Source organism: Streptosporangium sp. NPDC049248 (assembly GCF_040678965.1).
Taxonomy (GTDB): Bacteria; Actinomycetota; Actinomycetes; order Streptosporangiales; family Streptosporangiaceae; genus Streptosporangium; species Streptosporangium fukuiense.
Map to the genome: position 1 here is coordinate 507324 of NZ_JBFAQY010000002.1, position 26578 is coordinate 533901.

Annotated in this window: 17 protein-coding genes; 6 read left to right on the forward strand and 11 right to left on the reverse strand. The window is 73.3% G+C overall.

Features of this window, described 5'->3' with window-relative positions; translation table 11 throughout:
* Positions 1-72 precede the first annotated feature (72 nt).
* The 3 genes from AB0K21_RS06090 to AB0K21_RS06100 form a co-directional block, all read right to left on the reverse strand.
* Positions 73-2106 carry an FAD-dependent oxidoreductase gene (locus AB0K21_RS06090; protein ID WP_364148214.1) on the reverse strand — a complete coding sequence of 678 codons (2034 nt, stop codon included), beginning with the start codon at positions 2104-2106 and terminating at the stop codon, positions 73-75.
* Between the two features lie 442 nt (positions 2107-2548).
* Positions 2549-6529, reverse strand: a complete 3981-nt coding sequence (locus tag AB0K21_RS06095; RefSeq protein ID WP_364148216.1) for an AAA family ATPase — start codon at positions 6527-6529, stop codon at positions 2549-2551.
* Entirely contained in the window at positions 6530-7657 is a 1128-nt protein-coding gene (locus AB0K21_RS06100; protein ID WP_343980149.1) for an exonuclease SbcCD subunit D, read from the reverse strand. It lies immediately after the preceding gene.
* Positions 7658-7798: 141 nt separating this feature from the next.
* Here AB0K21_RS06100 and AB0K21_RS06105 point away from each other — a divergent pair, with 141 nt between their 5' ends.
* Positions 7799-9316 carry a prolyl oligopeptidase family serine peptidase gene (locus AB0K21_RS06105; RefSeq protein WP_364148219.1) on the forward strand — a complete coding sequence of 506 codons (1518 nt, stop codon included), beginning with the start codon at positions 7799-7801 and terminating at the stop codon, positions 9314-9316.
* Between the two features lie 71 nt (positions 9317-9387).
* Here the strand turns inward: AB0K21_RS06105 and AB0K21_RS06110 are convergent, their stop codons facing one another.
* Positions 9388-10269, reverse strand: a complete 882-nt coding sequence (locus tag AB0K21_RS06110) for an enoyl-CoA hydratase-related protein (RefSeq protein WP_364148222.1) — start codon at positions 10267-10269, stop codon at positions 9388-9390.
* A 151-nt stretch (positions 10270-10420) separates the two neighbouring features.
* Here AB0K21_RS06110 and AB0K21_RS06115 point away from each other — a divergent pair, with 151 nt between their 5' ends.
* Positions 10421-11878 carry an LCP family protein gene (locus tag AB0K21_RS06115; protein WP_343980139.1) on the forward strand — a complete coding sequence of 486 codons (1458 nt, stop codon included), beginning with the start codon at positions 10421-10423 and terminating at the stop codon, positions 11876-11878.
* Positions 11879-11948: 70 nt separating this feature from the next.
* Here AB0K21_RS06115 and AB0K21_RS06120 read toward each other — a convergent pair whose 3' ends face one another.
* Both AB0K21_RS06120 and AB0K21_RS06125 read right to left on the reverse strand, forming a co-directional pair.
* On the reverse strand, positions 11949-12953 hold the full coding sequence (locus AB0K21_RS06120; protein ID WP_364148225.1) for an enolase C-terminal domain-like protein: 1005 nt from the start codon (positions 12951-12953) through the stop codon (positions 11949-11951).
* A gap of 234 nt (positions 12954-13187) precedes the next feature.
* A complete protein-coding gene (locus tag AB0K21_RS06125) occupies positions 13188-14558 on the reverse strand; it encodes an MFS transporter (RefSeq protein WP_343980133.1) in 1371 nt (456 codons plus the stop codon).
* A gap of 81 nt (positions 14559-14639) precedes the next feature.
* Between AB0K21_RS06125 and AB0K21_RS06130 the strand changes: the two genes are divergently transcribed.
* Together AB0K21_RS06130 and nhaA are read left to right on the forward strand one after the other, a co-directional pair.
* Positions 14640-14858, forward strand: a complete 219-nt coding sequence (locus AB0K21_RS06130; RefSeq protein WP_364148228.1) for a hypothetical protein — start codon at positions 14640-14642, stop codon at positions 14856-14858.
* A 24-nt stretch (positions 14859-14882) separates the two neighbouring features.
* Positions 14883-16199 (forward strand): Na+/H+ antiporter NhaA, encoded by a 1317-nt coding sequence (nhaA, locus tag AB0K21_RS06135; RefSeq protein WP_364148230.1) that lies wholly within the window; start codon positions 14883-14885, stop codon positions 16197-16199.
* A gap of 226 nt (positions 16200-16425) precedes the next feature.
* Here nhaA and AB0K21_RS06140 read toward each other — a convergent pair whose 3' ends face one another.
* The 5 genes from AB0K21_RS06140 to AB0K21_RS06160 form a co-directional block, all read right to left on the reverse strand.
* Positions 16426-17580 carry a VWA domain-containing protein gene (locus AB0K21_RS06140; RefSeq protein WP_343980126.1) on the reverse strand — a complete coding sequence of 385 codons (1155 nt, stop codon included), beginning with the start codon at positions 17578-17580 and terminating at the stop codon, positions 16426-16428.
* Positions 17573-20125 (reverse strand): DUF5682 family protein, encoded by a 2553-nt coding sequence (locus AB0K21_RS06145; protein WP_364148234.1) that lies wholly within the window; start codon positions 20123-20125, stop codon positions 17573-17575. The genes AB0K21_RS06140 and AB0K21_RS06145 overlap by 8 nt, the downstream gene beginning before the upstream one ends.
* A 252-nt stretch (positions 20126-20377) precedes the next feature.
* A complete protein-coding gene (locus AB0K21_RS06150; protein WP_343980120.1) occupies positions 20378-21445 on the reverse strand; it encodes an AAA family ATPase in 1068 nt (355 codons plus the stop codon).
* On the reverse strand, positions 21442-22869 hold the full coding sequence (locus AB0K21_RS06155; protein WP_343980116.1) for a DUF5691 domain-containing protein: 1428 nt from the start codon (positions 22867-22869) through the stop codon (positions 21442-21444). The genes AB0K21_RS06150 and AB0K21_RS06155 overlap by 4 nt, the downstream gene beginning before the upstream one ends.
* Complete coding sequence (locus tag AB0K21_RS06160; protein ID WP_364148236.1) at positions 22866-24242, reverse strand: SWIM zinc finger family protein; 1377 nt, start codon at positions 24240-24242, stop codon at positions 22866-22868. Before AB0K21_RS06160 ends, AB0K21_RS06155 begins: the two co-directional genes overlap by 4 nt.
* A 281-nt stretch (positions 24243-24523) precedes the next feature.
* Here AB0K21_RS06160 and AB0K21_RS06165 point away from each other — a divergent pair, with 281 nt between their 5' ends.
* Both AB0K21_RS06165 and AB0K21_RS06170 read left to right on the forward strand, forming a co-directional pair.
* Complete coding sequence (locus tag AB0K21_RS06165) at positions 24524-24955, forward strand: cupin domain-containing protein (protein ID WP_343979457.1); 432 nt, start codon at positions 24524-24526, stop codon at positions 24953-24955.
* Positions 24956-25011: 56 nt separating this feature from the next.
* Positions 25012-26547 (forward strand): aldehyde dehydrogenase family protein, encoded by a 1536-nt coding sequence (locus tag AB0K21_RS06170; RefSeq protein ID WP_364148239.1) that lies wholly within the window; start codon positions 25012-25014, stop codon positions 26545-26547.
* The last annotated feature ends 31 nt before the right edge of the window (positions 26548-26578 follow it).

A 26578-nucleotide genomic window follows, 5' to 3' on the forward strand; every position in this document is an offset into this window, starting at 1 on the left:
GGCGAGCGGTGCCCTTCTACGGCGCCGCGTCGGGGTCGACGGGGAACGGTGGCGGTGTGGTCGGGGCGTGGTTCAGCGCGCACGGGCCAGCGCGGTCGCGCCGCTGACGGCATCGGTCAGGAAGGTGCCGGCGAGCCGTCCCTCGTAGACCGCCTCCAGCGCGGTCCGCGGCGCGTTGGCGTCGCCGACGACGTGCACGCGGGGGGCCTCGGGCAGGGCGTCGAGTTCGCGGTAGAGCTCGTCCACGGCGGTGGGGGTGCCCGCGTCGACGATCGCGGTCACGCCCGACATGGTCTCCACGTCGCCGCACAGGGTGTCGCGGAGGGTGAGCAGGCCGCCCTCGACGCCCTGCGGGACGCGCAGCGGGTGGACCTTGACCCCCAGCTCGCCGAAGCGGTGGGTGAGCGCGAGCCTGGAGTACGTGGTGATGCGGGCGGCGAGCGAGGCGGTCGGGGAGAGCAGGTGCACCTTCGCTCCCAGCCCGGCCAGGTGCTCGGCGATCGACGCGGCGGGCCAGGCCCCCTCGTCGTCGCGGATGGCGACGGTGCCGCGCAGCGGTGAGGCCGGGTCCTCCAGGGAGGCGACCGCCTGCCACAGGTCGAACACCGGGGGCCCGCCCGGCAGCTCCCGCCGCCGGGGTCGCGAGCCCGTCGCCACGATGACGTCGTCGACGCCCTCGTGGCGGCCTCCCACGAGGAGGTCCGCCGCCTCGACGCGGTGCCCCAGCAGGATCGTGATCCGCTCGGCGGCGACGTCCCGGCTGAGTTCCGCGGTGAGCAGCGCGAGGCGCTCCCTGCCGGGTACCCGGGCGGCGATCGCCACCTGGCCGCCCAGCTCGGGACCGGCCTCGGCGAGCGTCACGTCGTGACCGGCGCGCCGGGCCGACAGCGCCGCCTCCATGCCCGCGGGACCGCCGCCGACGACGAGGACCCGGCGGGGACGGGTACCGGCGAGCGGCGGCTCCGCCCACGTCCGCCGCCACTCCCGCTCGGCGCCGACCTCGGGGTTGACCACGCAGGAGATCGGCAGGCTGCTCTCCAGCCGCCCGATGCAGCCCTGGTTGCAGGCCAGGCACGAGCGGGACTCGTGCGAGCGGCCCTCCATCGCCTTGCGGACCAGGTGGGGGTCGGCGATGTGCGGCCGCGCCAGCCCCACCAGGTCGGCCTCACCGGAGGTGACCAGCTCGACGGCCTCGGGAAGGCTGTCGAGCCGGCACACCGCGAGCACGGCCAGGCCGGGGAAGCTCCGCTTGAACAGTGCGGCGTGGTGCCGGAACGGCGCGTGGCCGAAGCTCATGTCGGCCATCTGCGTCGCCAGCGAGTAGCTGCCGTGGTAGGCCGAGTGGCTGACGTGCACGTAGACGAGCGGGAACTCATCGCGCAGCAGCCCGACGACCTCCAGCATGTCCTGCGGCGTCAGACCGCCGGGCAGGAACTCGTCGGCGCTGATCCGCAGGCCCACCGGCAGGTCCGGCGCCTGCCGGGTCACCGAGGCGAGCACCTCGCGGGTGAGCCTGAGACGCCCGTCGAGGTCGCCGCCGTAGCCGTCGGTCCTGGTGTTGGTGACCGGCGAGAGGAACTGCTGGAGCAGGTGGCCATGGCCGAGGTGGACCTCCACCCCGTCGTACCCGGCCTGCGCCATGCGGCGGGCGGCCGCGCCGAAGGCGCCGACGACCGTGGCGATGTCACCGTGTCCCATCGCGTGCGGGACGTGCGCCCCGGCGGCCCACGGCACGTCGGCCGCCGACCAGGCCGCGGTGCGGGTCGCCTCACCGGAGGCCTGCCGCCCCGCGTGCATGATCTGGGCGAAGATCCGCGCTCCCTCGGCGTGCACGGCCTCCGCGACCTCGGCGTAGGCCGGGATGGAGGAGTCGTCGAAGCTGCCGAGGCTGATGTGCCTGCCGGCGCTGGTGGGGTGGACCCGCACCGCCTCGGTGATGATCAGCCCCACCCCGCCTCTGGCACGTTCCAGGTGGTAGGCGGTGTGCCGGGCGGTCGGGCGGTTGTCCAGGCCGAAATTGGTGGTGTGGCCGGGCACGAACACCCGGTTGCGCAGTGCCACCGGCCCCAGGCTGACGGGCGAGAACAGCGGTCCCGGATCCGGCATCGTCGCCCTTTCTCTCTCGGTGGCGTGAATATGACCGTGGGCACCCATCGAGTCCCTCATCGTTCCGGTCAGCGATACGGCGTTCAGATGAACCGAACGACGTGGAAGGAACAGTAAGCAGTGACAAACAGGGAGTCAATGGTTGATTTAAAATTCCGGGCAGCCGTAACATGCTTCTAACCCGTCCCTAAAAGATCCGATCCACCACCACCGGTGCGGCACCCCGAACGGAAAGGACACACCGGCACGGCCCCGCGGACACCGCCGCCATCGGGTCACGCCCCCGCGAGCCGCGCCGTCCCGGCAGGCGGTGTTCGGCACGCGCCGATTCGTGCCTTGCTGGAGCCGTCGGCGGGCCACGCCGCCGAGTGTGTCGTCACGCGCGCTCAGAGTCGCGCGGCGCTCAGAAGAACGTCATGTCGTCATGCCGCCGCCGGGCGGGTCACTGACGGACCGTCGAACCTCGGCGTTCCTTGCGGATGTGCAGCTGGGCGGGGACCCGGGTGCGCAGCTCGGCGACGTGGCTGACGATGCCGACCGCGCGGCCGTTGTCGCGCAGGCCGTCGAGGATGTCGAGCACCCCGTCGAGGGTGTCCTCGTCCAGGGTGCCGAAGCCCTCGTCGACGAAGAGCGTGCCGATGTCGACTCCCCCGGCCTCGGCGGTGACCACGTCGGCCAGGCCGAGGGCCAGGGCCAGGGAGGTGATGAAGCTCTCGCCGCCCGACAGGGTCGCCGGGTCGCGGCCGACACCGGTCCAGCTGTCCAGGATGTGCAGGCCGAGCCCGCCGCCGGACCTGCTCCGGTCACCGGCGGAGCGGTCGCGGTTGTGTTCCAGCAGGTAGCGCCCGCCCGACATGTGGTCGAGCCGCTCGTTGGCCGAGGCGACCACCTGGCTGAGGCGCTCGCCGAGCACGTATGAGGAGAGCCGCATCCTCCACCGGTTGTCGGCGGAGTTCCCTCCGGTCAGGGCTGCGAGCCGGTCGGCCAGGCGGTGCTGCTCGTCGGCGGGCCGCCAGCGTTCCAGGCAGGCGGCCAGCTCGGTGCGGAGGGCGGCCAGCCGGGCCAGCCGGCCCTTGGCCTGGCTCCGTTCGGAGAGCAGGCGGGCATGGGCGGCGTCGGCCGCGTCCCGCGCCTCGCGCAGGCTCGACAGGTCAGGTTCCGGCTCGGCGGCGGCGGCGACCAGTTCGGGGTCGGCGAGCATGGCGGCGACCGCGGCGCTCTCCGTGGCGAGCTCGTGGAGGCGGGCGGCCTTCTCCTCCCGGTCGGCGGGAGAGCGTACGGCCGCGCGGGCGTCGTCCAGCCCGAGGAAGCCCGCCTCGACGACGGCGCTCAGCGCCCGGTCGCGGGCGGTCACCAGCTCGGCGGCGCTGACCCGTTCGTCCCTGACCGCCTCTACGGCCTCCCTGAGCAGTTCCGCCTCGTCGGCCAGCCGGTCCAGCCTGGCGGTCAGCGTCGGGTCCTGGCCGCGTGCCTCGTCGACGCGCCCGGCCAGCCGCTCGGCGTCGGCGCCGAGCCTTTCGACGTCCGTACGGCGGGCCGCCAGGCCGACGGCGAGTTCGCGCGAGCGTTCCCGGAGCCGCTCGGACTCGGCGGCGATCCCGGCCGCCTCCGCGGCCAGCTCCGGCTCGGCCTCGGCCGACGCCCGGAGCCTGGCCAGCACTCCCTCCGCCTCGGCGAGCTCGCCGGTGGCGTCGGGTACGGCCAGGTCGGTCCGATCGCTCGCCTCCCGGTGGGCCGCGGTGACCTCGACCGCGTGGACGGCTGCGGCCAGGGCCGTGGAGAGACGCCCGGCCTCCGCCGCCAGGCGGTCGCGGCGGGCCTGGACCGTGTGGTCGTCGCCCCGGGCCCCGTCCAGGCGGGCGGTCAGGCGGTCACGCTCGGCCTGCCATCCCGCCAGGCGGGCACGGCCTTCGGCGAGCCGCCTGGTGATCTCCTCGATCCGGGTTCTGGCGTCGTCCAGTTCGGCGGCGATCCGCTCCACCTCGGCGGCGAGGGCGTCCTCGGCGCTCGCCGTGGCGGTCAGCGCCTCCAGTTCCCGCTCGGCCTCGGCGAGGGTCTCCTCAGCCCGTTCCCCGGTCTCCTCCCCCGCGACGGCGCGGACCTCGCCGAGACGGGAGAGCAGCACCGTGACCGTGGTCTCCGCCTCCCGGCGCCGTTCCTGGGCCGCCTCGTAGACGCCCTGGGCCGCGCGCTCGTCCTCGGCGGTGCGCACCTCGTCGGCGGGGGCGGCGGGAGCGGGGTGATCGGGCGAGCCGCAGACCGCGCAGGGGGCGCCGGGGACGAGCTTGGCGGCGAGCTCGGCGGCCATGCCCTCGATCCTGGACCGCTGGATGTCCTGGTAGCGGTCGCGGAGCGCCTGCGCGAGGTCGGTGGTCTCCACCTGGGCCGCGCGCGCGACCTCCAGCTCGGCGCTGAGCGCCTCGCGGCGCCGTACCGCGGCGAGCAACGCGGTGGCGGCCTCGGCACGCGCCCGCGCCGCCGGAAGTCCCGCCCCGGCGGCCCTGACCTCGTTCAGCCGCGCGGTCGCCTCCGCCGCCTCGGCGGGCAGCGCCTCCCAGAGCTCGCGGACCTCGCCCTCCTGCCGGACCGCCTCCGCGAGATCGTCGCCGAGTGCGGCGATCAGCCCGTCGAGTTCGGCCAGCCGGGCCTCCTCGACCCGCAGCCCTTCCAGCCCGGCCAGCTGTCGCCCGCACTCTCTCTCCCGGGCGGCGAGGACCTCGCGGATCTCACCGGGCTCGGCGGACAGGCCGGTGCCCTCGCGACGGGTCCCGAGCACGTCATGGGCCTGGCCCGGAAGCGGGTGAGCGGCGAAGGCGTCGCGGACCCCTGGCAGGAGAGCGGCGAGGTCGGCACGGGCCGCGGCCAGGTCGGTGGCGAGGCGGGTGCGCCGCTCGGCCGCCCGGAGGCGGGTGACGGCGCCCTCGACCGCCGACTCGGCGGCGGGGATGCGGGCGGCGTCCAGACGGGCGGCGGTGAGACGCTCCTCCACCTCCCGCCTGAGCTCGGGGATGTCCTTCAGTCGGGAGTCGGCCACGGCCTGCGCGGCGGCCAACTCGATGATCTCGCGAGCGGCCCGGTCCCGGTCCCGGACGATCTCCGCCAGGCGTGACTCCTCCGTGCGCAGCTCGCCCAGGCGGGTGATCTCGCTCCGGCGGTCGCGTTCCAGCTCGACCAGGCGGCCTAGCACGGCGTGACGGCGGTCCGCGCCGGCCTCCGCCCGGTCCCGGGCGTCGTCGTCGCGGAGCGCGCCGACGTCGAGACGATCACCTGTCTCGCCGGTGCCCGTACGGTCGTGGACGACGTCCCGGGTGGCGTCGACGAGCGGGAGTGCGCGGGCGACGGCGTCGGCGGCCAGGCTTCGGGCCTTGGCCGCGGCCTCGGCGCGCTGTTCGGCGCCCTGGATCAGCGGCAGCACCCGGTCGGCGGCCGCCGCCTCCTCCAGGAGGGTCTCCAGGTCCGCCCGCTCCTCGGCGGTCTCCTCCAGCGCCCGGCTCCTGGTCAGCGCCTCGGCGTGGCGGCGGCGCCGGTCGGCCAGCGCGGTGCCACGTTCCAGGCTCTCCCGCGCCTGCCGTACGGCGGCCTCGCTGCCGAGGCCCATACCGCTCAGCCGGGTGACCTCCCGTGCCGCGAGTTCCTCGACCGCGTGGGCCCATCCCAGCGGGTCGTCCTCCACCGAGACCTCCACCGGGACCTCCGCCGGGACCTCCGCCGCGGCATCCGACGAGGCATCGGTCAGCGCGGCCGAGAGCGCGGACCCCGCGGCTTCCTCAAGGCGTTTCACCGCGAAGTCGACCTCCTTGCGGAGGGCCTGCTGCTCGCGGAACGCCTCGGTACGCCGGTCTGCGAGCCAGGACTCGGCGGTGGCGTAGACCTTCACCGAGAAGAGGCGCTCCAGGACCTTGCGCCGGTCCTCCCCGTCCGCACGAAGGAACTTCGCGAAATCCCCCTGGGGCAACATCGCGACCTGGAGGAACTGCTCGGCGTTCATACCGAGCAGGGTGCCGATGAACTCCCCCGCCTCGTCGACCCGGTTGGTCAGCCCCACCCACTCCCCCGAGGGGGCGAGCTCGGTGAGCAGTGCCTTCTCGTTCTCCCTGGTCGTGCCGGTGCCCCTGAGCTTGGGGCGCTGCCAGCCGGGCGACCGGGTGATCTTCAGCCGGCGCCCCCTGATCGTGACCTCCAGCGCCACGCTGGGCCCGCGCCCCGGGGGCGCGTGGTCACAGCGCAGGCTCTTGGCGCTGTCGCGCCTGCCCGGCACCCTGCCGTACAGGGCGTAGCAGAGCGCGTCGAGCACCGTGGTCTTGCCCGCCCCCGTGGGGCCGTGGATCAGGAAGAGCCCCGCCTCGGCGAGGGCGTCGAAGTCGACCTGCTCCTCACCGGGGAAGGAGCCGAAGGCGGTGATCCACAGACGGTGCGGGCGCATCTACGCCATCGCCTCCTTCGCGCGGGAGGCCTCGACGGCCCTCTGCAGCAGTTCGGTCTCGGCGGGGTCGGCGGCCTCGCCGCGCACCTCGCGGACGAAGTCGAGGGCGACCTCGATCTCGGGACGCCCCGCCACCCTGGGCCGGGTGACGGTCTCACCGGCCCCGCCCTCGGGTTCGAAGGACAGGGCGAGCGTGTGCGGGAAGCGGGACCTGAGCCGCTCCATCGCGCCCTTGGGCCGGATCCGGTCGACGAGCGTCACCTGGAGCCAGTGGTCCTCGTAGCGGGCGTGCTCGGGTGCGGCCAGCAGGTCGTCGATGCGACCGGTGAGCCGGCCGACCTGCCTGGGCACCGGGGCCTCGGCGAACTCCGCGCGCTCGTACCCGCCGGGGCCGATGTCGACCAGCCAGGACCCCTTCACCTGCCCGGCCTCGGAGAAGGAGTAGGCGATCGGGGAACCGGAGTAGCGGACGGTCTCGCTCATCCGCTGGCGGCCGTGCAGGTGGCCGAGCGCCACGTAGTCGACACCCTCGAAGGCGGACACCGGGACGTGCGCGACGCCTCCCACACTGATGTCGCGCTCGCTGTCACTACCCCGCCCCCCGGTCACGAACGCGTGGGCGAGGACCACCGACCGGGGTCCGCGCCGGGCGAGGTCGGCGCGGATCAGGGACATGGCGTGCCCGATCGCGGCGGTGTGGGTGCGCTCGGGCAGCTCCCAAGGGGCGCGCACCAGCTCGGGCTCCAGATAGGGGATGCCGTAGAAGGCGACGTCGTCGACGACGACCGGCTCGCCGACCCGCTCGGGGTCGGTGCGCAGGTGGACGCCTGCCGCGTCGATGAGGTGCGCGCCGAAGCCGAGACGGCGCGCCGAGTCGTGGTTACCGCTGATCAGCAGGGTGCGCGTCCCGGTGTCGACCAGCCGCCGCAGCGCCTGGTTGCACAACTCGACCGCGTCGACCGAGGGCAGTGCCCGGTCGTAGACGTCACCGGAGACCGCGACCACGTCGATCCGCTCCGATCTGACGGTCTCGATCAGGTGGTCGACGAAGGCACCCTGGGCGGCCAGGAGACTCTCCCGGTGGAACGAGCGGCCCAGGTGCCAGTCCGATGTGTGCAGCACCCGCATGTCGCACGAAGCTAACAGGACTCAGCGACAAATGTGGCCACTCACATCACTCGGATCTCCCGCTCCGCTCAGGGTTTTCGTCCATGGGTACGTTTGAAGATCAGAGGGAACGATACCGGGAAACGACGATCACGGAGGCGAGTGACGATCGGGGATCGGATCGACAACCAGGCCGGCCGTGGCGTTCTGAGCGTCGCCTCCGGCCTGATCCTCGTGGTTCTCGCGACGGTGGGCTACACCCTGCCGCCGCCGTTCGACCCGACCCCGCTCCGCGCCGACCCGGTCTTCCAGACCCTTCCTTCCCAGCCGCCGGACGAGGTCAGGCCGGTCGCCGCGACCAGGCAGATCACCACGCAGGACGTCACCGTCACGGCCGAGGACGGTACTCCTCTCCAGGCGACGATCCGCGCGCCGGTCGCCCCCGGACGCCACCCCGCGCTGGTCTTCGTGCAGGGGGCCGGGGCCGGGGTCAGGGGAGAGTTCACCACCCAGGCCGAGTGGCTGGCCAGGGCCGGGATCGTCACCCTCGTCTACGACAAGCGGACCGTGGGCTACGACTTCCGCAACCGTGACTTCGGCCTGCTCGCCCGCGACGCCCTGCTCGTTCTGGAGAAGTTGCTCGTCCGCGACGACGTCGACCCGGCCAGAGCGGGGCTCTGGGGGGTGAGCGAGGGCAGCTGGGTGGTGCCCATCGCCGCCACCAGGAGCAGCACCGTCGGGTTCACCGTGCTGGTGTCGGCGCCCAACGTCTCCCCCATGCGGCAGGTGACCTGGGCACTGGGCGAGCAGCTCGAACGGCTGTACGCGCCCAGCGGGGTACGCGAGCTGCTCACCCGCGCCATGGGCGCCGTGGACATGAACTTCCTGCGCTACGACGGCCTGCCCGCGCTGCGCGGGATGCGGCAACCGGTCCTGGCCCTGTACGGCACGCGCGATCCCTCGATCCCGTTCGTGGAGAGCAGCATGGCGTTGACCGGCGCGCTCGCCGAGGGCGGTAACGGCGACTACACCATCCGCTACCTCGACCGCGCCGACCACGGCATGCGCGTGCACGGCGGCCCGTTCGCGCCCGGCTACCTGCAGACGCTGGCCAACTGGGTCCTGGGCCTGCCCGGCACGGCCAGACCCGCGGTGCGCATCGCCGGTGCCACGCCGATCCAGCGCCTGGAGGCCAGCGACGTTCCCGCGGCTCCCTGGTACGCCGGGGGGACCGTCATCGGGCTGACGCTCTGCCTGGCCGCGGTCGGCTACGTGGTCGGCCCGGTGGCCGAGATGGTGGTGCGGCTCCGCGGCCGGTCACCCGCCGCGGAGACCAACGCCCGGATCTGGCCGCCGATCCGGCGGCGGTTCCGCCGGATGGCGTGGACCGGGGCCGGGTTGCTGGTCTCGGTGGCGGCGTTCATCACGCTGCTCGTGCTGTTCTCGGTCAACCAGGCCGGGGCGTGGCCCGCGGTGCTCACCGGATGGCTGGTCATCAGGATCCTGGCGCTGTTGATGCTGCTGCAGGAGGTCACGGGCGTGGCGGCCGTCGTCGCGGGGTTGCGGGAGGGCTGGGAGCCCTCCCGCCCACAGAGTTTCGCGATCGCCGGGGTGCTCGGCGGCACCGCCCTGCTCCTGGTGGCCGCGGCCTACTACGGTCTGTTCGCCTTCCCCTGGTGATGTCCTGATCGACGGGTTCCCGTTCCCCGCACCGCCTCTCGCATCCCGGCCTGACGGCGAGAGGCGGCAGGTCAGGGAAGTTCGTAGGGGTTGTCCGGCCAGGAGGGGACCGCGGCGGGGAGGTCGCGGGAGACCTTCATCGGGAACTTCGCCGGCCGCTTCTCCAGGAAGGCCGTGACGCCCTCGGCGCTGTCGGGCGCGGAGCCGAAGTCGCGCATCAGAATCGAGTCGGCCCGGTGGGCCTCCCAGGGGGAGGCGGCCGACAGGCCCGACCACATGAGCCGCCGGATCGCGGCGACCGAGACGGCGGAGGTGTTGCCGACGATCTCGCGGGCCAGCGCGTGGGCGGCGGGGAGCAGCTCGTCCGGGGCGACGACCTTGGAGACCAGACGCCCCTGGAGCGCCTCGGCGGCGGGGAAGACCCTGCCGGTGGCGGCCCACTCCATGGCCTGGGAGATGCCGACGAGCCGGGGCAGGAACCAGCTGGAGGCGGCCTCGGTCACGATGCCGCGCCGGGCGAAGACGAAGCCGAACCTGGCGGTGTCGGAGGCGATCCTGATGTCCATCGGGAGCGTCATCGTCACCCCGACGCCCACGGCGGGACCGTTGATCGCGGCGATGACCGGCTTGAGCGACCTGGCGATCCGGAGCGCGACCGTGCCGCCGCCGTCGCGGGGCGAGCCGTCGACGGTGTCCTCACCGCCGAACATCTCCTCGCTCCTGTCATGGTTGAAGGTGTCACCGCCACCCCCGAGGTCCGCGCCCGCGCAGAAGGCGCGGCCCCGGCCGGTGACGATCACCACGCGCGCCTCGTCGTCGGCGTCGGCCAGGTCGAAGGCGTCGATCAGCTCGCGGCGCATCGTGTAGGTGAAGGCGTTGAGGCGGTGCGGGCGGTCGAGGGTGATGGTGGCGATGCCGTCAGCCACGCCGTACTCGATCTCGGTGAAAGCCATGACCGAATCTTATTCCAGTCAAAATCACAGGATAAAGCCTTGCCGGCTTCCCGAGTTGTTCACCGACTTGTCGCCCGCGACCTGGTTTCGCCCCCCTACCATCTCCCTGCGGTGGTCAAGCCCGAGTCAGGCGCGAGGAAACGGGGAGCAATTGCGTGACAGATCGAAGCCGCCCGGCGTCGGTGCGGTCATCGGCTGGACGGCGCTGGCCGCCATCGCCCCGGGCGCCGCGCATCTGCGCGCCGGATGGCGAAGGACCGGGCTGGCGCTGCTGTGCGCGTACGCGGCGCTGCTGCTGTCCCTGCTCTGGGTCGCGCTCACCTCCGACCTCGGTGACCTCGCCGGGCAGTTGGTCTCCTCCTCCTGGCTGACCGGCGTCACGGTGGCCTCCCTGGCGCTCGGCGTCGCCTGGTTCGTCCTGGTCGTGCACTCGTTCGTGGTGATGAACCCCGGCACGCTGCCCGGTGCCGGGCAGGTGGTCGCCGGGGTCCTGGCGGGAACGCTCGCGGTGGCCGTACTGTTACCGTTCGGCCTTCTCGGGCAGTACGCGGCGGTCTCGCAGTCGGCACTGGACGACGTCTTCAGTGCCCCGTCCACCTCACGCCCCACCGGCGGCGGGGATGGAGAGAACGACCCGTGGGCGGGTCGCGACCGGGTGAACATCCTGCTGCTCGGCGGGGACGCCGACACCCACCGGGTGGGCGTGCGGACCGACAGCATCAACGTGGCCAGCATAGATGTCAAAACCGGCAACACCGTGCTGCTGAGCCTGCCGCGCAACCTGGAGAACGTCCGCTTCGTCCCCGGCTCCCCCATGGCGAGGCGCTTTCCCGACGGATTCAGGCTCCCGGCCAACCCGGACGGCTCGCGCGAGGACCTGCTCTTCGCCGTCTGGGAGTACGCCGACGCGCACCCGGAGATCTTCGGGGGCCGCGAGAAGCAGGGAGCGAGGACGCTCATCGACACGGTCGGCTACACGCTGGGCCTGAAGATCGACTGGTATGCCCTGGCCAACATGTGGGGCTTCGCCCGGCTGATCGACGCGATCGGCGGCGTGACGGTGACCGTGCCCCAGGACGTGGTCTTCGGCAAGTACGACGAGGGCCTGGTCAAGGCGGGTACCCGCAGGCTGCGCGGCGCCGACGCGATGTGGTTCGCCCGCTCGCGCACCAACAGCGACGACTACACCCGGATGGGGCGCCAGCGGTGCGTGCTGGGCGCCCTGCTCTCCCAGGCGGACCCGGCGACCGTGCTGTCGCGGTTCAACCAGGTCGCGCTGGCCACCAAGGAACTGCTGCGGACCGACATCCCGCGCCCGATGCTGGAGCACCTGGTGCCGCTGGCGCTGAAGGTCAAGAACGCGAAGGTGACCAGCGTCCAGTTCGTCCCACCGCTGATCAACACCGGCTACCCCGACTGGAGCAGGATCCGCACGGTCACCGCGAAGGCCCTGCGCTCCTCGGCCGTCACCAGGCGTCCCCTCACCGCCACCGCGGCCCCCACGGCCACCCCCCAGGCCACGACCTCACGCACGCCCCTTCCCAGGGCGAGCAGCACGGCGAAGCCGGACCCGACCGCTCCCAAGGGCATCACCGAAGGCTGCGGCTGAGCAGGGCCGGCCGGGAACGTCGCGCCACCTGAAGGCGGTCCGGTGTTCCGGCCTTCAGGCCGGGGGCGCGTCAGGCCGAGTACGACTCCTTGGCCAGGCGGCGGACGCGGGCCTCGTCGATGCGGTGGCCCAGGCCCGGCTGGGTGAGCGGTACGGCCACCACGCCGCCGGAGGCGCCGACCGGCGGGTCGACGATCTGCGCGCTGCGCGGCGGTTCGGCCACATCGCAGGGCAGGGTGCAGCCGGGCAGGCTGGCGGCGGCGACGGTGGCCGCGCGGGCCAGCCCGGTGCCCCGGCCCCCGGCGCAGGCGATCTCCCATCCGGCGCGCACCGCACGGTCGTGCACCCGCCGTACCTCGCGCAGGGAGCCCAGGGCCGACGGGCGGAGCAGCAGCGCCCTGCCCGCCCCCGCGGCGATCGCCTCGCCCAGCTCCGCGGCCGAGGCGACCTCGAGCAGGACCGGAGCGGCGACGCGCTGCTGCAGGTCGGCGTGGTCGGCCAGAACGGCGCAGGGGCGTTCGATGGCGGAGAGCGTGTAGGCGTCCAGCGCCTCAAGGGCGGCGACGTCGCGGTAGGCGCCGCGGGCGTCCACACTGATGCCCAGCACGGGGTACGCCTGGCGGACGGCGCGCAGCGGCTCGATGTCCCAACCGGGGTGGACGTCCAGGGTGACGTGGGCGTACCCGGCGCAGACGTGCCGGTTCACCCGGGCGACCAGGCTCTCCAGATTGCGGTCGGCGCCGATCCTGACGGTGGCCATGAGGGAGGTACGGGTACCGCCCAGCGCGTGGGCCAGCGGCACCCCGCGCATCCTCGCCCACAGGTCCCAGCAGGCCATGTCGGCGGCGGACCCGCCGGGGACGGCGCCGAGCTCGTCGGGGTGCTCCCAGTCGACGCCGATCAGCGCCTGCGCGAGCCCCTCCTCCAGCGCGACCCAGGTCTTGGGGTCGGCGTCGACGACCTCGCCCCACCCGGTCATGCCCCCGTAGTCGGTGAGCCGGACGAGGATGCTCTCCGGCCGCCTGCCGTACGGCAGCACCAACCGGAACACCTCAAGCTCGCGGACACGCGGCATGATCCCCCCTTGACCTCTCCGGACCCGGAGAATTCAAGCTCCCAAAACACGAATCCCGCCCGAAGGCGGGACTCCTCTCAACACCACCGGGAACGGCGTTCTTCCATGGTGCCACGACGGCCCGCGAATGCCTCCCGCCTGCAAGGGTGGGATTAAGTCCGGTTTTTCACGATTTTTCTGCCACTTTCGGTGCGGACAGAACTCAGGTCGCCAAGGGGGCACACCAGGAGGAGCTCAGCCCCGGACGGAGCCGTCGGCTCCGACCCGGGCGCCGACCAGGACCCCGGTGGCCGCCATCAACGCCGCCAGCCCGAAACAGAGCAGGTAGGCGACGGTCGAGGCGCCCAGTGCCGCCAGGAGCGCACCGGCGACCGCGACGGAGACGACCGTGTACACCGACTCCGCGACCCCCAGCGACGCGCTGTTCTCCCCCGCCTCCCCCGGGGGTGACAGCTCCAGGACGAGCACCGACAGCGTCGGGTACACGATGCCCATGCCGAGCCCCAGGACGATCTCCCCGAGGAAGGCGGTGGCGACCGGGACGACGGCGAAGACGGTCAGGCCCATCAGCGCGAGCCCCACGGCGATCAGCGCCGAGCCACAGCGCAGCACCAGGACCCGGTCGAAACTCCGGCGGCCCACCACCCACGAGCCGAACGACCAGCTCAGCGCACCACCGGTCAGGGTGAGCCCGGCCATGGTCAGCGACAGGCCGCGCTCCTGGTTGAGCATCAGTGGCAGGAACGCCTCCCCGCCGATGGCCGCGCCCGCCGCGATGCCGCGCAGTGAGATCACCGAGGGCAGGCCCCTGGCCGCGCGCAGGGTTCCCTCGGGAAGCAGCCGGGGCAGCGCCGCGACCAGAGTGGCCAGCCCCACGACGAGCAGGACGAACCCGGCGCCGCGCGCCGCGCCCCCGTACTGCATCAGTGCCGCGCCGACCGCGACGAGCACCGCCCAGCCCAGCCGTCGCGCGATCGAGGAGCGCGGGCCGGTCTGCGGCCGGTCCGACATGGGCGCGGCGGCCAGCCCGCGCCAGAGCAGCAGCGCCGCGGGGAGGAGGAGCACCGTCACGCCGATGAAGACCCAGCGCCAGCCCGCGTACTCCACCACGAGGCCGGCGATCACCGGCCCCACCATGGAGGGAACCACCCAGGCCGTCGCGAAGATCGAGAACACCCGGGGGTGCGTCTCGGCCGGGTAGACCCGCGAGACCAGCACGTACATCGCGACCTGGAAGACGCCCCCGCCGAAGCCCTGCACGAAACGGCCCACGACGAACACGTCCATCGTCGGCGCCGCCCCGGCCACGACCAGCCCCGCGGCGAAGAGCGCCACGCCGGCCCAGAGCGGCGCCACCGGCCCCCTGACGTCGCCCCAGCGCCCGCCCAGCACCGTCGCGATCACCCCGGCCGCCATCGCCCCGCTGAACGCCAGCCCGTACAGCGCGTGACCGTCCAACTCGTCGGCCACGACCGGCATCGCGGTGGCCACCGCCAGGTACTCGAAGGCGACCAGGGAGATGAGTGCCACCATCCCGACGGTCAGGGCACGGTGCCGCGCGGCGAATATCCCGGCGGCCCGCTTTTCGCCTGTCATGCTAATCATGGGCCGACGGTACGCCCGGCGCCCAGCCCCCGGCATCGGGCTGCCACGTCAGTCCTTGGTCGTAGGACCGGCCTCCCGGATGTGCGAGACCAGACCTCCCAGCAGCAGGTCGAGCCCGAACTCGAACCGCTCGGTGCCGTTGGCCTCCACCGGATCGTCGACCCGGTGGACGAGCTTGCGGAACCGGCCGGGGGACGGTTCGGTGGCCGCCCCGTTCCCATGACCCTGGAGTCGGCCGGCGGCGGCCCCGCGGGTAAAGTGGCCGGTGGTGCGCCGGGAAGTCTGGTCGGCAGTGGCTGACCCGACCCCGGAAACGGAGCGCCGATGACCGAGACCCCGCCCGGCACGTCCCGTCTGCTCGGCCTGGGCTCGTGGCCCGAGGCCCGCCGCATCGCCGGCATCCTGCGCGAGGAGACCGTCGGCGGAGCGCTGCTGCTGGCCGGCGCGGTGGCCGCCATGATCTGGGCGAACTCCCCGTGGTCAGGGACCTACGAGGCACTGCGCGCCTTCAGGGTAGGCCCGGCGGCGCTGCACCTGGATCTGAGCCTGGCGACCTGGGCCGCCGACGGGCTGCTGGCGATCTTCTTCTTCGTGGCCGGCCTGGAACTGAAACGCGAGTTCGTCGCCGGTGACCTGCGCCAGGTGCGGCGGGCCGCGGTACCGGTCGCGGCCGCGCTCGGCGGGGTGATCGTCCCGGCCGTGCTGTACCTGCTGCTCACCCTCGGCGTCGGTGCCGGCTCCGGCGCGGCACGGGGCTGGGCGATCCCGACGGCCACCGACATCGCGTTCGCCCTGGCCGTGCTCGCGGTCATCGGCCGGTATCTCCCCACCGCGCTGCGCACCTTCCTGCTCACCCTGGCCGTGGTCGACGACCTGGTGGCCATCGTCATCATCGCCCTCTTCTACACCGAGCACCTGTCGGTGCTGCCGCTGCTGGGCGCGCTGCTGCCACTGGCGGTCTTCGCCCTGCTGGTACAGCGCCGGGTACGCGCCTGGTGGCTGCTACTGCCACTGGCCGCCGCCACCTGGGCGCTGATGCACGCCTCGGGCGTACACGCCACCGTCGCCGGCGTGCTGCTGGCCTTCACCGTGCCGGTCCTGCGCAGCGAGCGCTCCGGCGGCCCGGAGGCCGGGCCCGGTCTGGCCGAACACTTCGAACACCGGCTGCGGCCGATCTCGGCCGGGGTGGCCGTGCCGGTGTTCGCGTTCATGTCGGCCGGGGTGAGCCTCGGCGGCCTGAGCGGCCTGGCCGGCGCCCTGAGCGACCCGGTCGCGGTGGGCGTCGTCGTGGGCCTCGTGGCGGGCAAGCCCATTGGGATCATGCTCGCGACCTGGTTGGTGGCCCGATTCACCCACGCCCGCCTGGACGAGGGACTGGCCTGGGTGGACGTGGCCGGGCTGGCCGTGCTGGCCGGCATCGGATTCACCGTCTCCCTGCTCATCGGGGAGTTGGCCTTCGGCGCCGGCAGCGAGCGCGACGCCTACGTCAAGGTGGCGGTCCTGACCGGCTCCCTGATCGCGGCGCTGACGGCGACGGTGATCCTGCGGCTGCGCAACCGCGTCTACCGGCGCATCCACGAGGCCGAAACCGTCGACCGCGACCACGACGGTATCCCCGACGTCTACCAGAAGCGTTCCTGAAAGGCCGGGAGGCCTGCCGAGCACGGAGGAGAACCGTGGGCTCGGCGTGCCGTCGAGAGGCCGCCGGACGAAGAGCCGTCCGAGACGGCCTCCGAGACGGCCGTCGTGACCGGCCCCGCCCACCACGACGGCTGATCCGTCGGCGGGTGTCAGGCTGCCGCGTTCGGCCCCTGACGTCCTGGAGAAGGTGGGCCCCCGTGGCCTTTCCTCCTTCACCAGGACGGGATCAGGTGGCGGTGCGCTCCAGTCGGCGCTCGGCCCACTGGCCGATGTCGCGGCGCTCGATCGCCGCGGCCATCAGGTCGGGGAAGGCGTCGGGGGTGCAGGCGAAGGCGGGAACCCCCATGGCCGCGAGCGCCGCGGCGTTGTCGTGATCGTAGAAGGGCGCGCCCTCGTCGGAGAGCGCGAGCAGCACGATCACCTGGACGCCCGCCGCGGTCATCTGGGCGACCCTGCGGAGCATCTCCTGCCGCACGCCGCCCTCGTAGAGGTCGCTGATCAGGATGAAGATCGAGTCGTTGGGGCGGGTGATGAGGCCCTGGCAGTAGGCGATGGCCCGGTTGATGTCGGTGCCGCCGCCGAGCTGGGTGCCGAACAGCAGCTCGACCGGGTCGTGGAGCTGGTCGGTGAGGTCGACGACCGCCGTGTCGAAGACGACCAGCGAGGTCTTCAGCGAGCGCATCGAGGCGAGCACCGCGCCGAACACACTGGAGTAGACGACGGAGGCGGCCATCGATCCGCTCTGGTCGATGCAGAGCACCACCTCTCGCTGGACCGCCCGCTGCCTCCTGCCGTATCCGACCAGCCTGGACGGGATCACGGTGTTGCGCTCCGGCAGGTAGTTCCTCAGGTTGGCGCGGATCGTGCGGTCCCAGTCGATGTCGGCGACCCGCCTGGGCCGGTGGGTCCTGGCCGAGCGGTCCAGGGCGCCGGTCACGGCGGCCTTGGTCTTCTGAACCAGCCGCCGCTCCAACTCGGAGACGACCTTGCCGACCAGCGCCCTGGCCGACTCCCGTGCCTTCTCGGGCATCACCCGGTTGAGCGACAGCAGGGTGCCGACCATGTGCACGTCCGGCTCGACGGCATCCAGCATCTCCGGCTCCATCAGCAGCCGGGTCAGGTTCAGCCGCTCGACGGCGTCCTTCTGCATGACCTGGACGACGGTCGAGGGGAAGTAGGACCGGATGTCGCCCAGCCAGCGCGCCACCCGGGGCGCGGAGGCGCCCAGGCCCCCGCTCCGCTCGGCCGCCCCCGCACCGGCGCCGTTGTACAGCGCGGCCAGTGCCCCGTCCATCTGGGCGTCGGTTCCGGCGAGCGAGCACCCGGTGCCGTCGGCGTCACCGCCCAGGACCATTCGCCAGCGGCGCAACCGCTCATCCATCGCTGCTCCCCGTCCTTCCCAGAATCGCCAGCACGGTCCGCACGGCCGCCGCCGCGCGTTCCTCGTCGAACTCCTCCGCCTCCGGTGCCCGGTCCGCGCCGCCAGAGCCGAGAGAGCGGACGCGCGAGCCGATCGAGCGCCGCTCGGGGGCCGCGAAGGCGCCGAACGTCCTGCGGAGCAGGGGCAGCACGTCGACGAAGGTCTCCGGGGCGAGTCCGGTGAGCCACTCGTCGACCAGCCCGAGCAGCCGGGAGTCGTGGACGAGCAGCAGCCCGCCTCCGGAAAGGAACCCCTCGATCCAGGACGCCGCCCTGGCCGGCGGGTGCCCCGCCGACATCGCCAGCGACATCCGGCGGCCCGCCTCGGCCGTGTCGAGGTCGGCCGCGTCCAGCAGGATCCTGGTGAGCCGGCCCTCGATGAGCCCGTGCAGGTCGCCGCGGCCACAAGCCCCGCGCAACGCCGTCGACCACCGCCCCTGCGGAGAATCATCCTCAGGGCGGGCAGCGCCTCCCGAGGCTCCCGTGCTCCTCGTCTCCTTCGCGCCTTCCGCACCCGCCGGACCGTCCAGGCTCACGGAACCGGCGGAGGCGTCCGTCTCCTGTGAATCGCGGGAGACGCCGGCATCGGCGGGCACGGCTTCGAGCAGGGAGACGGCGGCGTGGACGGCGTCGATGTGACGGATCAGGTCACGGGCGGCGTCGTCGTCGAGACCGGTGACGGCGCCACCGAGGCCGACGCAGATCCTGGTGAGCATGGCCCCGACGATGGTGGTCAGGCCGGTGGCGGGGGTGCCGCGCACGTCGCCGTATCGCTGGGCGCGGACCATCGCCGGGAGCGCCGCCATCAGGTGCGTGACGTCGCCGTCGAGCGCGGCCCGCGCCGACAGGGCGTCGAGCACGTGCGGCAGCGCCTCCGGCAGGTCGGCGAGCAGGCAGTGCTCCACCAGGCCGGTGAGCCCGGCCAGCGTGACGCCTCCGGGCGCCCCGCCGGACGGTGCCCCGGTCCCGGCCGCGCCGCCTCCCCGGCCCGGTGTCCCCGAGCCGGGGGTTCCGCCGGACGCCCCGCCCCCGTCGGCGAGGTCGCGGACGCGGGCGGCGGCCGCCGCCGGGACGGTCGTGCCCCAGGAACTCGCCTCGATCAGGTCGATGTCGAACTCGGGCCGCCAGGCGAGCGACCACGACTCGCGGAAGGTGCCCTTGCTCCGGCTCTCCTGGGGAGTGCCCCAGGAGACGCCGAGCAGGCGGAGCCGGTGCAGCAGCCTGCTGCGCTCCAGGTCGAGGGGTTTGCGCAGGTCGAGGTCGTACTCACGGTCGAGTGCCTCGGGCTTGAGCCGCACCCGCCGCTGCTCCTCGCGCAGGTGACGCTGGAGGGGGACCATCGGGGTGCTGTCCGGCACCTGGCCGAGCCGCTCCCCCACGACCATGCGCCGCTGGATCAGCTCCACCGGCAGGTCGTCACCCTCGCACAGCACCGCCCTGACCGCCTCGGTGACCTCCGCCAGCCCGGCCAGGGGCCGTCCCCTGAGCACGGCCAGGCTTTCGGCGAGCCGGACCGCCTCGATGACGTGGGCGGAGGAGACCGGCAGGTCCTCCTCACGGAGCACCCCGGCCGCCCCGGTCAGCCACCGCTCGACGGGGCGGTCCGGGGAGGCGAACAGGTGGTGGTACCAGCCCGGGGAGGTCACACCCGCGCCGTACCCGCTCCAGGAGGCCAGCCGGCCGTACGTCCACGGCACCCAGGTGATCTCGGCCCTGACCTTGGGCAGCCCCCTGAGCAGCGCGTCGTCGGCCTTGACGGTGGGCAGCCCGGCTCCCCAGGACGCTCCCTCACCCGCCGTGCCCGCCAGTGCGGGGACGTGCCAGGCCCCGCAGACCACGGCGATCCGCTCGAAGCCGTCCCGGACCGCCCTGCGGATCGTGCGCCGCATGAAGGCCTCGCGCCGCGCCTCGTACCCGTCGGCGACGTGTCCCTCGCGGACCGCCTCCACCGCTTGGGCGATCATGTGGAACGGGGTGTCGCCGCGGTGCTCGACGGCGTCCTCCCACCACCGCTCCGGGTCGTCGTATCCGGCGGCGCGGGCGAGGGCCCCGATCGGATCGACCTGTACGGCCCGCGGGGTGGCATCGCCTTTCCCGCCGTCTTCCGCCGTTTCACGATGGAGGCCGGGCACCCCCGTGTCCGGCTCCTCTCCGGCCCGCGGCTCGGCGTCGCCGGTCGCGCCGGGGCGGGAGGCGAGGCTGTGCGCGGCCGGCAGGTCACAGAAGCGGACCGGGATGCCCGCCCCGACGGCATGGCGGAGCGCCTGCCACTCGGGGGAGAAGACCGCGAACGGCCAGAACGCGGCGGTGGACGGTTCACCCGGCACGTGGGCGAGGAGCGCCACCGGCGGCCGAAGGTCGGGGTCACGGGCCAGCTCGACCAGTTCGTCCGCCTCGGGCGGGCCCTCGATGAGCACGATGTCCGGCTTGAGGCGGTCGAGCTCGTCGCACAGGGACCGCGCCGACCCGGGTCCGTGGTGCCGGATCCCCAGCACGGAGACGCTCATCGTCGCCCCCTGACCGGCGAGGAAGCCGTCTCACCGACCGGCGGCGCTGGCGGCGTGACGCGATGGCGACCGCGCGGAGTGACCGCGGGCGTGCCATCCGATACGGGACCGGAACCAGGTGAGGAAGCCGTCTCACCGACCGGCGGCATGGCGCGATGGCGACCGCGCGGCCTGATCACCGGTGTGCCACCCGATACGGGACCGGAGCCCGGGACGGAGATCGGGAGCGGCCCCCTCCTGGGGGGCACCGCCTCAGCCCGCGTCACGACAGGCCCGGTAGAAGTCGCGCCAGTCCTGGCGCTCGCGCACCACGGTCTCCAGGTACTCGCGCCAGACGACGCGGTCGGAGACCGGGTCCTGGATCACCGCGCCGGCGATCCCCGCGGCCACGTCGGAGGGGCGGAGCACCCCGTCGCCGAAGTGCGCGGCCAGCGCGATGCCGTTGGTGAGGACGGAGATGGCCTCGGCGGTGCTGAGCGTGCCGCTGGGTGACTTGACCTTGGTGCGGCCGTCCTCGGTGACGCCGGTGCGCAGCTCCCGGAAGACCGTGACGACGCGGCGGATCTCCTCCAGCCCGGTGAGGGTCTCGGGCAGTTCCAGGGAGCGGCCGAGCTGACCGACCCTGCGGGAGACGATGTCCACCTCCTCCTCGGCGGTGGCGGGCACCGGCAGCACGACCGTGTTGAACCGGCGGCGCAGTGCGCTCGACAGGTCGTTGACGCCGCGGTCACGGTCGTTGGCGGTGGCGATGATGTTGAAGCCGCGCTCGGCCTGCACCTCCCGGTTGAGCTCGGGAATCGGCAACGTCTTCTCCGACAGCACGGTGATCAGCGCGTCCTGGACGTCGGAGGGCATCCGGGTCAGCTCCTCCACGCGGGCCAGCCGTCCCTCGGCCATCGCCCGCATCACCGGGCTCGGCGTGAGCGCCTCCATGGACGGCCCCTCGGCCAGCAGCCTGGCGTAGTTCCATCCGTAGCGGATGGCCTCCTCCGCGGTGCCCGCCGTGCCCTGCACGAGGAGCGTGGAGTCACCGCTGATCGCGGCGGCCAGATGCTCCGACAGCCAGGTCTTGGCGGTGCCGGGCACCCCGAGCAGCAGCAGCGCGCGGTCGGTGGCGAGCGTCGCCACGGCCACCTCGACGATGCGCCGCGGCCCGATGTACTTGGGGGTGATCTGGTCGCCGTCACCGAGGATGTAGGTGGTCACCGCCCAGGGTGACAGCTTCCAGCCCGGCGGACGGACCCGGTCGTCGCCCTTGGCCAGGACCGCCAGTTCCTCGGCGTACTGGTCTTCGGCGTGGGCCCGCAGAACCGTTGTCACTGTGTGAGCTCCTTCAACATGTCGTCACGGAAACGCAGGAGGGCGGCGACCTCCTGGATGGGCGGCTCCGGTGAGAGCCGCCCGGCCATGTCGTGCAGTGCCGGATCGATGCGCTCACCGGCGAGCTTGGTCAGCTCGCCGAGATTCCACGGCTGGGTGCCGGACACATCGATGATCTTCTGGAGGACCGCCGTGGCCAGGGCCGGACCCCACGGGGCCGCGGCCCCGCCGAGAACCATGATCAGTTGGCCGTCCAGACCGTGCCGCCGTACGAAGTCGGCCGCGACGATCTCCTGCCTGTCCCGGGGCAGCGCGGCCAGCAGGTCGGCGATCGGATCCCAGGCGAAAAGCTCCAGTGCCCACTCCGGGTCACCCTGGAGCACGGCGGCCCTGACCCAACCGGCCATGACCTCACGGTTCCAGTCGACGATCTTCATGCGGACCAGTTCCCCGGGCGGCCGGCCGAGCAGCCGGGGCCAGACGCCGAGCGGGGTGCGGGCCACGGCCTGCTGCAGCCACCAGCCCCGCTCGCCGGTCCCCCGGGGCGCCTTCGCCCGGATGCCGTCGCGCTCCATGGCACTGTCGCAGGCCACCGGCGGGTCGACGTGGATCTCACCGCCGACGACGGTGACATACCGGGCGGCGCGCTCTGCCATCCGCAGGGCCAGGCGCGATCCGGGGAGCCGGGTGAGCAGGTCGGACGCCTGGTGGCGGACCTCGCGGCGGCGGTCGTCGAGCGCGGCCTCCAGGAACGGCTCGTCCTCAGGCGACAACCCCGTGGTGAGAGCCTCCAGGAAAGCCGCCCTGTCGTCGGGGCCCTCCTTCTCCCAGGTGGCGGCGAGCAGTTCCCTGGCCCTCGCCGGATCGGCCGCCCGCAGCTCGCCCAGATGGACGCGACGGTCACCCGAGGTGCCGAACTCCCAGACCTGCGAGGTCGGCCCAGAGTCGGTCGCAGGGTCGGTCGCGGCCACTCCCGTGACCTCCTCGAGCAGGAAACCCCACGCCGGGTTCAGCCCCGCCAGCCAGCGCCCCCGGTTGCCCGCCAGGACGCCGAGGTACGGCCGGATCGACCTGTCCCTGACCGCGTGGTCGAGCAGCTCGGGCAGCAGATGGGGTGAGAGGCGGTATCCATGCCCGGCCGCGGTCTCCAGCCACTCGGTGAGCAGTCTCGGCTGCTCACCACCGAGAACGCGGGCAAGCCGGTCGCCCGCGGCGCGCGAGACCTCCGGCTGCTCCTCGGGCGCCGCCAGACTCGGCGGCTCGCCCGGGGCGACCGGCCGCCGCCCGGCGCGCATCCGCAGCGTGTGCACGGCCGCTCGCCCGAGCAACTCGACCTCGCTCGCCCCCTCCCCGGGCAGCGGGCGCCGGTCGGTCCCGACGAGCGCGGTGGACACCAGCTCCTCCCAGTCGGCGGAGGCGTTCACAGGGCGATCACCCGGCCTTTCTCATCCCAGGTCGTGAGGGGGCGCAGGCCCCTCGGGGTCCATTCGACGGCGACGGTCAGCGGATGGCCGCCCGAGGTGGCGACCAGCCGCCACGGGGTTCCCGCGGACGGGTGGAGCGGCAGCCCGCCGGAGGGCCCGGCCAGGAGCCGCGAACCACTCCCCGCGGGGGTCACCCCCTCCAGCACGAGCGGCCAGGAGTCGAGCCATGGATCGCCCGCCAGAGCCTCGGCCACCTCGTCCAGCGCCCGCTCGATGCTCCGGCCGGGCGGCGGGCCGGCCGGGGCGGCGTCGTGCCGGGCGGCGACCACCGCGCGCAGCGGAGTCGAGCCGGGATAGAACGCCAGGTCGGCGTCCACGGTCGTGCCGGTGACGAGCGAGGCGTCGAGGGCCTGTCCGACCGGCGCGAACGACAGCACCAGCGCCGCCCTGCCCGTCCGGCGTCCGCGCAGCCAGACCCGGCGCGCGATCAGCCGGTCGTGCTCCTCGTCACGCCGTCCCAGCACGTCCCACAGGTCGCGGACGACCGCCCCGGCGAGCACCTCCTCCTTCGTCACCGAGAAACCGACCCGGTCACGCACCCTTTCCAGGAGCCCCGCGGGCCCGGCCTCCGGCACACCCCCCGGGCCGGCGACCGGACCGGCGCCGACCTCCTCGCCGGTCCTCTCGCCGGCCGGAGCCGCGAGGTTGCGGTGGGCCACGCAGAGCAGGTGCAGCAGCGCGTACTCGCTGAGCAGGCGGGCGGGCCAGTCATCGCCGTCCAGCACGGCGGGCAGGCGCGACAGCGAGCCCGCGACAGCGGGCGCCTGGGCGTCGATCAGGCGCTTGACCAGGTCGTCCCACTGGTCGTGGCGCCGTGCTCCGGCGAGGCCCTGCCTGACCTGGTCGGCGAGCCAGCGCTCCAGATCCGACAGACCGGCACTCACGCGCTGCTCGCGCAGCGCGGCCCGGCGGCCGTCGGCGGGAGGCGCCTCGGCGGACCTGGCGGCGCGGGTCGCCCCGGCCTCCGCCGCCCTGGCCGCGCGGCCGCGCCGCCCGTCGAGCCACTCGCCCACCCAGTCGGCGACCTCCTCCGCGGCGGGGACGCCGTCGGCCGACCACAGGAGCAGCAGGCCGAGAGCGTGCTTGCACGGGAACTTCCTGCTGGGGCAGGTGCACCGGTAGGCGGGCTCGGACAGGTCGACGCAGGCCCGGTAGGGCTTGGAGCCGCTGCCCGCGCACTCACCCCACACCGCGTCGGCGGTGACTCCGGTCCCCGACCACTTTCTGGGGGAGGAAATTGTCCCGGCCGCTTTCTGGGACGAGGCGTCGGGCGCGAGCGCCAGCACCTGATCCCGGTTCCACCGTTCGATCACGGACCGAACCTAGCCAACCCCTCCGACAAATCCGGACCACTCACCCCGCAGGACGATCTCCGTCCCCCCGGTGACTCCCGCACCGAGCGGCGACCCCCGTCGCGCCCCGTACGCGCACCCTCGCGCGCGCCCGTCCCGTCGGCCGTCCAGACGGCTTCGCCGCGGATGCGCCCGTACCGTCCCGACACCGTCCCGATACCGCCCCACGCCGGCGACACGTCGGTGCTCGCACGAACCTCGCACGGCCCGTCCGAGGGAGCCGGGTCCCTAGAATCGGTGCGATGACGACTCCTTCCCGTCCTCCGCTCGCCGAGACCCTGGACCTGCTGCCGCACCCCGAGGGCGGCTGGTTCCGCGAGACCTGGAGAACCTCCGTCGACCTCACCCCGCCCGGGTACACCGGAGCGCGGGCCACCGCGACGGGGATCTACTTCCTGCTGGGGCCCGGCGAGGAGTCGCGCCCGCACGTGGTCGCCTCCGACGAGGTGTGGCTCTGGCACCGGGGCGGCCCGTTGACACTGACCCTCGGCGGCCACGAGGGCCAGCCCGCCCACTCCGTTACCCTGGGTCCGCTGGTGGAGGAGGGCCAGGTCCCGCAGACGGTGGTGCCCGGCGGCACCTGGCAGGCCGCCCGCCCCGCCGGCGACGAGGCCGTACTGGTGAGCTGCGTCGTGTCCCCGGGTTTCGACTTCGCCGACTTCCGGATGATGTGACGGCCTCGTCCTTCGCGGGGAGAATGCGGTCACAGGTCCATACCGGGAGGTCGAAGGTGACCAGCGAGATCGTCTCCGTCATCGGCGGAAAAGAAGCATCCAACGGCACCGCCTACGAGTCGGTCAACCCGGCTCGCCTGGACGAGGTGGTCGCGCGGGTCCGGCTGGCGGACGCGAGCACGTTCTCCTCCGCGTGCCGCACGGCCACCGCGGCCCAGCGGGAGTGGTCCCGGGTTCCCGCGCCCGTCCGGGGGCGGGTGATCGCCTCGATCGGGCGGCTGGTGGAGGCCAACGCCGAGGAACTGGCCCGCCTGGTCACCCGCGAGATCGGCAAGCCGTACGCCGAGGCGCTGGGCGAGGTGCGCGAGATCGTCGACACCTGCGACTTCTTCCTCGGCGAGGGCAGGCGGCTGTACGGGCAGACGGTCCCCTCGGAGATGCCGGACAAGAACCTGTTCACCTTCCGGGTCCCCGTGGGAGTGGCCGCGGTGATCACGGCGGGAAACTTCCCGGTCGCGGTGCCGTCGTGGTACCTGGTCCCGGCGCTGCTGTGCGGCAACGCGGTGGTGTGGAAGCCCGCCGAGTACGCGGCGGCCTCCGCGCACGCGCTCTACCGGCTGTTCACGGCGGCCGGGCTGCCCGACGGCGTGCTGAACCTGGTCCTCGCCGACGGCGCCACGACGTTCGAGGGCCTGGAGTCGGCGCTGGCCGAGGGCACGGTGCACAAGGTCGGGTTCACCGGATCCACCGCGGTGGGCCGCGCGGTCGGCGAGCTGTGCGGGCGCCACCTGCAGTCCCCCTGCCTGGAGCTGGGCGGCAAGAACCCGATGGTGGTGATGCCGGACGCCGACCTGGACCTGGCCGTGGAGGGTGCGCTGTTCGCGGGCTTCGGCACCGCCGGGCAGCGTTGCACGTCACTCGGCACGGTGATCGTGCACGAGAGCGTCCACGAGGAGTTCCTCCGCCGGTACGCGCGCGCCGTGGCGGAGGCGGCGATCGGCGACCCCGCCGGGGACGTGCTCTGCGGCCCGCTGCTCGAGGAGAGGTTCGCCTCACGCTACGAGGAGTACCTGGGCTGGATCCAGCCGCACCACACCGTCGTCTCCGGCCCCACCGGACGCATCACCCCGGACAACCCGCGCGCCGGCTTCACCGGGGAGGGCGGCCTCTACTACCACCCGGTGGTCGTGGACGGGGTCCGCCCCGACGACCGGCTCTTCCTTGAGGAGACCTTCGGCCCCATCGTCGGCGTGACCGCCTTCGACACCCTGGAGGAGGCCGTCGAGCTGGCCAACCTTCCCGGCTACGGGCTCTCCTCCTCCATCTACACCACCGACCCGAAGTCGGCGTTCCGCTTCCGCGCCGGCATCGGCGCGGGCATGGTGAGCGTCAACAACTCCACCTCCGGCGCGGAGGCTCACCTGCCCTTCGGCGGCAACGGCAGATCCGGCAACGGCAGCCGCCAGTCGGGGGTGTGGGTTCTCGACCAGTTCACCCGCTGGCAGGCGATGAACTGGGACTACTCGGGCAGGCTGCAGAAGGCCCAGATGGACGTCGCCGAGATCGTCCCCGACCTGGGCTTCCGCCTCTGACGCCCGCTGACGCCCGGTGCCCGTCCGGATC

What these genes read in the sequence shown, in the direction of transcription:
- AB0K21_RS06090 (WP_364148214.1), bottom strand. Translation starts at nt 2,106, where the DNA reads ATGCCGGATCCGGGACCGCTGTTCTCGCCCGTCAGCCTGGGGCCGGTG.
- AB0K21_RS06095 (WP_364148216.1), bottom strand. Translation starts at nt 6,529, where the DNA reads ATGCGCCCGCACCGTCTGTGGATCACCGCCTTCGGCTCCTTCCCCGGT.
- AB0K21_RS06100 (WP_343980149.1), bottom strand. Translation starts at nt 7,657, where the DNA reads ATGCGGGTGCTGCACACATCGGACTGGCACCTGGGCCGCTCGTTCCAC.
- AB0K21_RS06110 (WP_364148222.1), bottom strand. Translation starts at nt 10,269, where the DNA reads ATGGCTTTCACCGAGATCGAGTACGGCGTGGCTGACGGCATCGCCACC.
- AB0K21_RS06120 (WP_364148225.1), bottom strand. Translation starts at nt 12,953, where the DNA reads ATGCCGCGTGTCCGCGAGCTTGAGGTGTTCCGGTTGGTGCTGCCGTAC.
- AB0K21_RS06125 (WP_343980133.1), bottom strand. Translation starts at nt 14,558, where the DNA reads ATGATTAGCATGACAGGCGAAAAGCGGGCCGCCGGGATATTCGCCGCG.
- nhaA (WP_364148230.1), top strand. Translation starts at nt 14,883, where the DNA reads ATGACCGAGACCCCGCCCGGCACGTCCCGTCTGCTCGGCCTGGGCTCG.
- AB0K21_RS06140 (WP_343980126.1), bottom strand. Translation starts at nt 17,580, where the DNA reads ATGGATGAGCGGTTGCGCCGCTGGCGAATGGTCCTGGGCGGTGACGCC.
- AB0K21_RS06145 (WP_364148234.1), bottom strand. Translation starts at nt 20,125, where the DNA reads ATGAGCGTCTCCGTGCTGGGGATCCGGCACCACGGACCCGGGTCGGCG.
- AB0K21_RS06165 (WP_343979457.1), top strand. Translation starts at nt 24,524, where the DNA reads ATGACGACTCCTTCCCGTCCTCCGCTCGCCGAGACCCTGGACCTGCTG.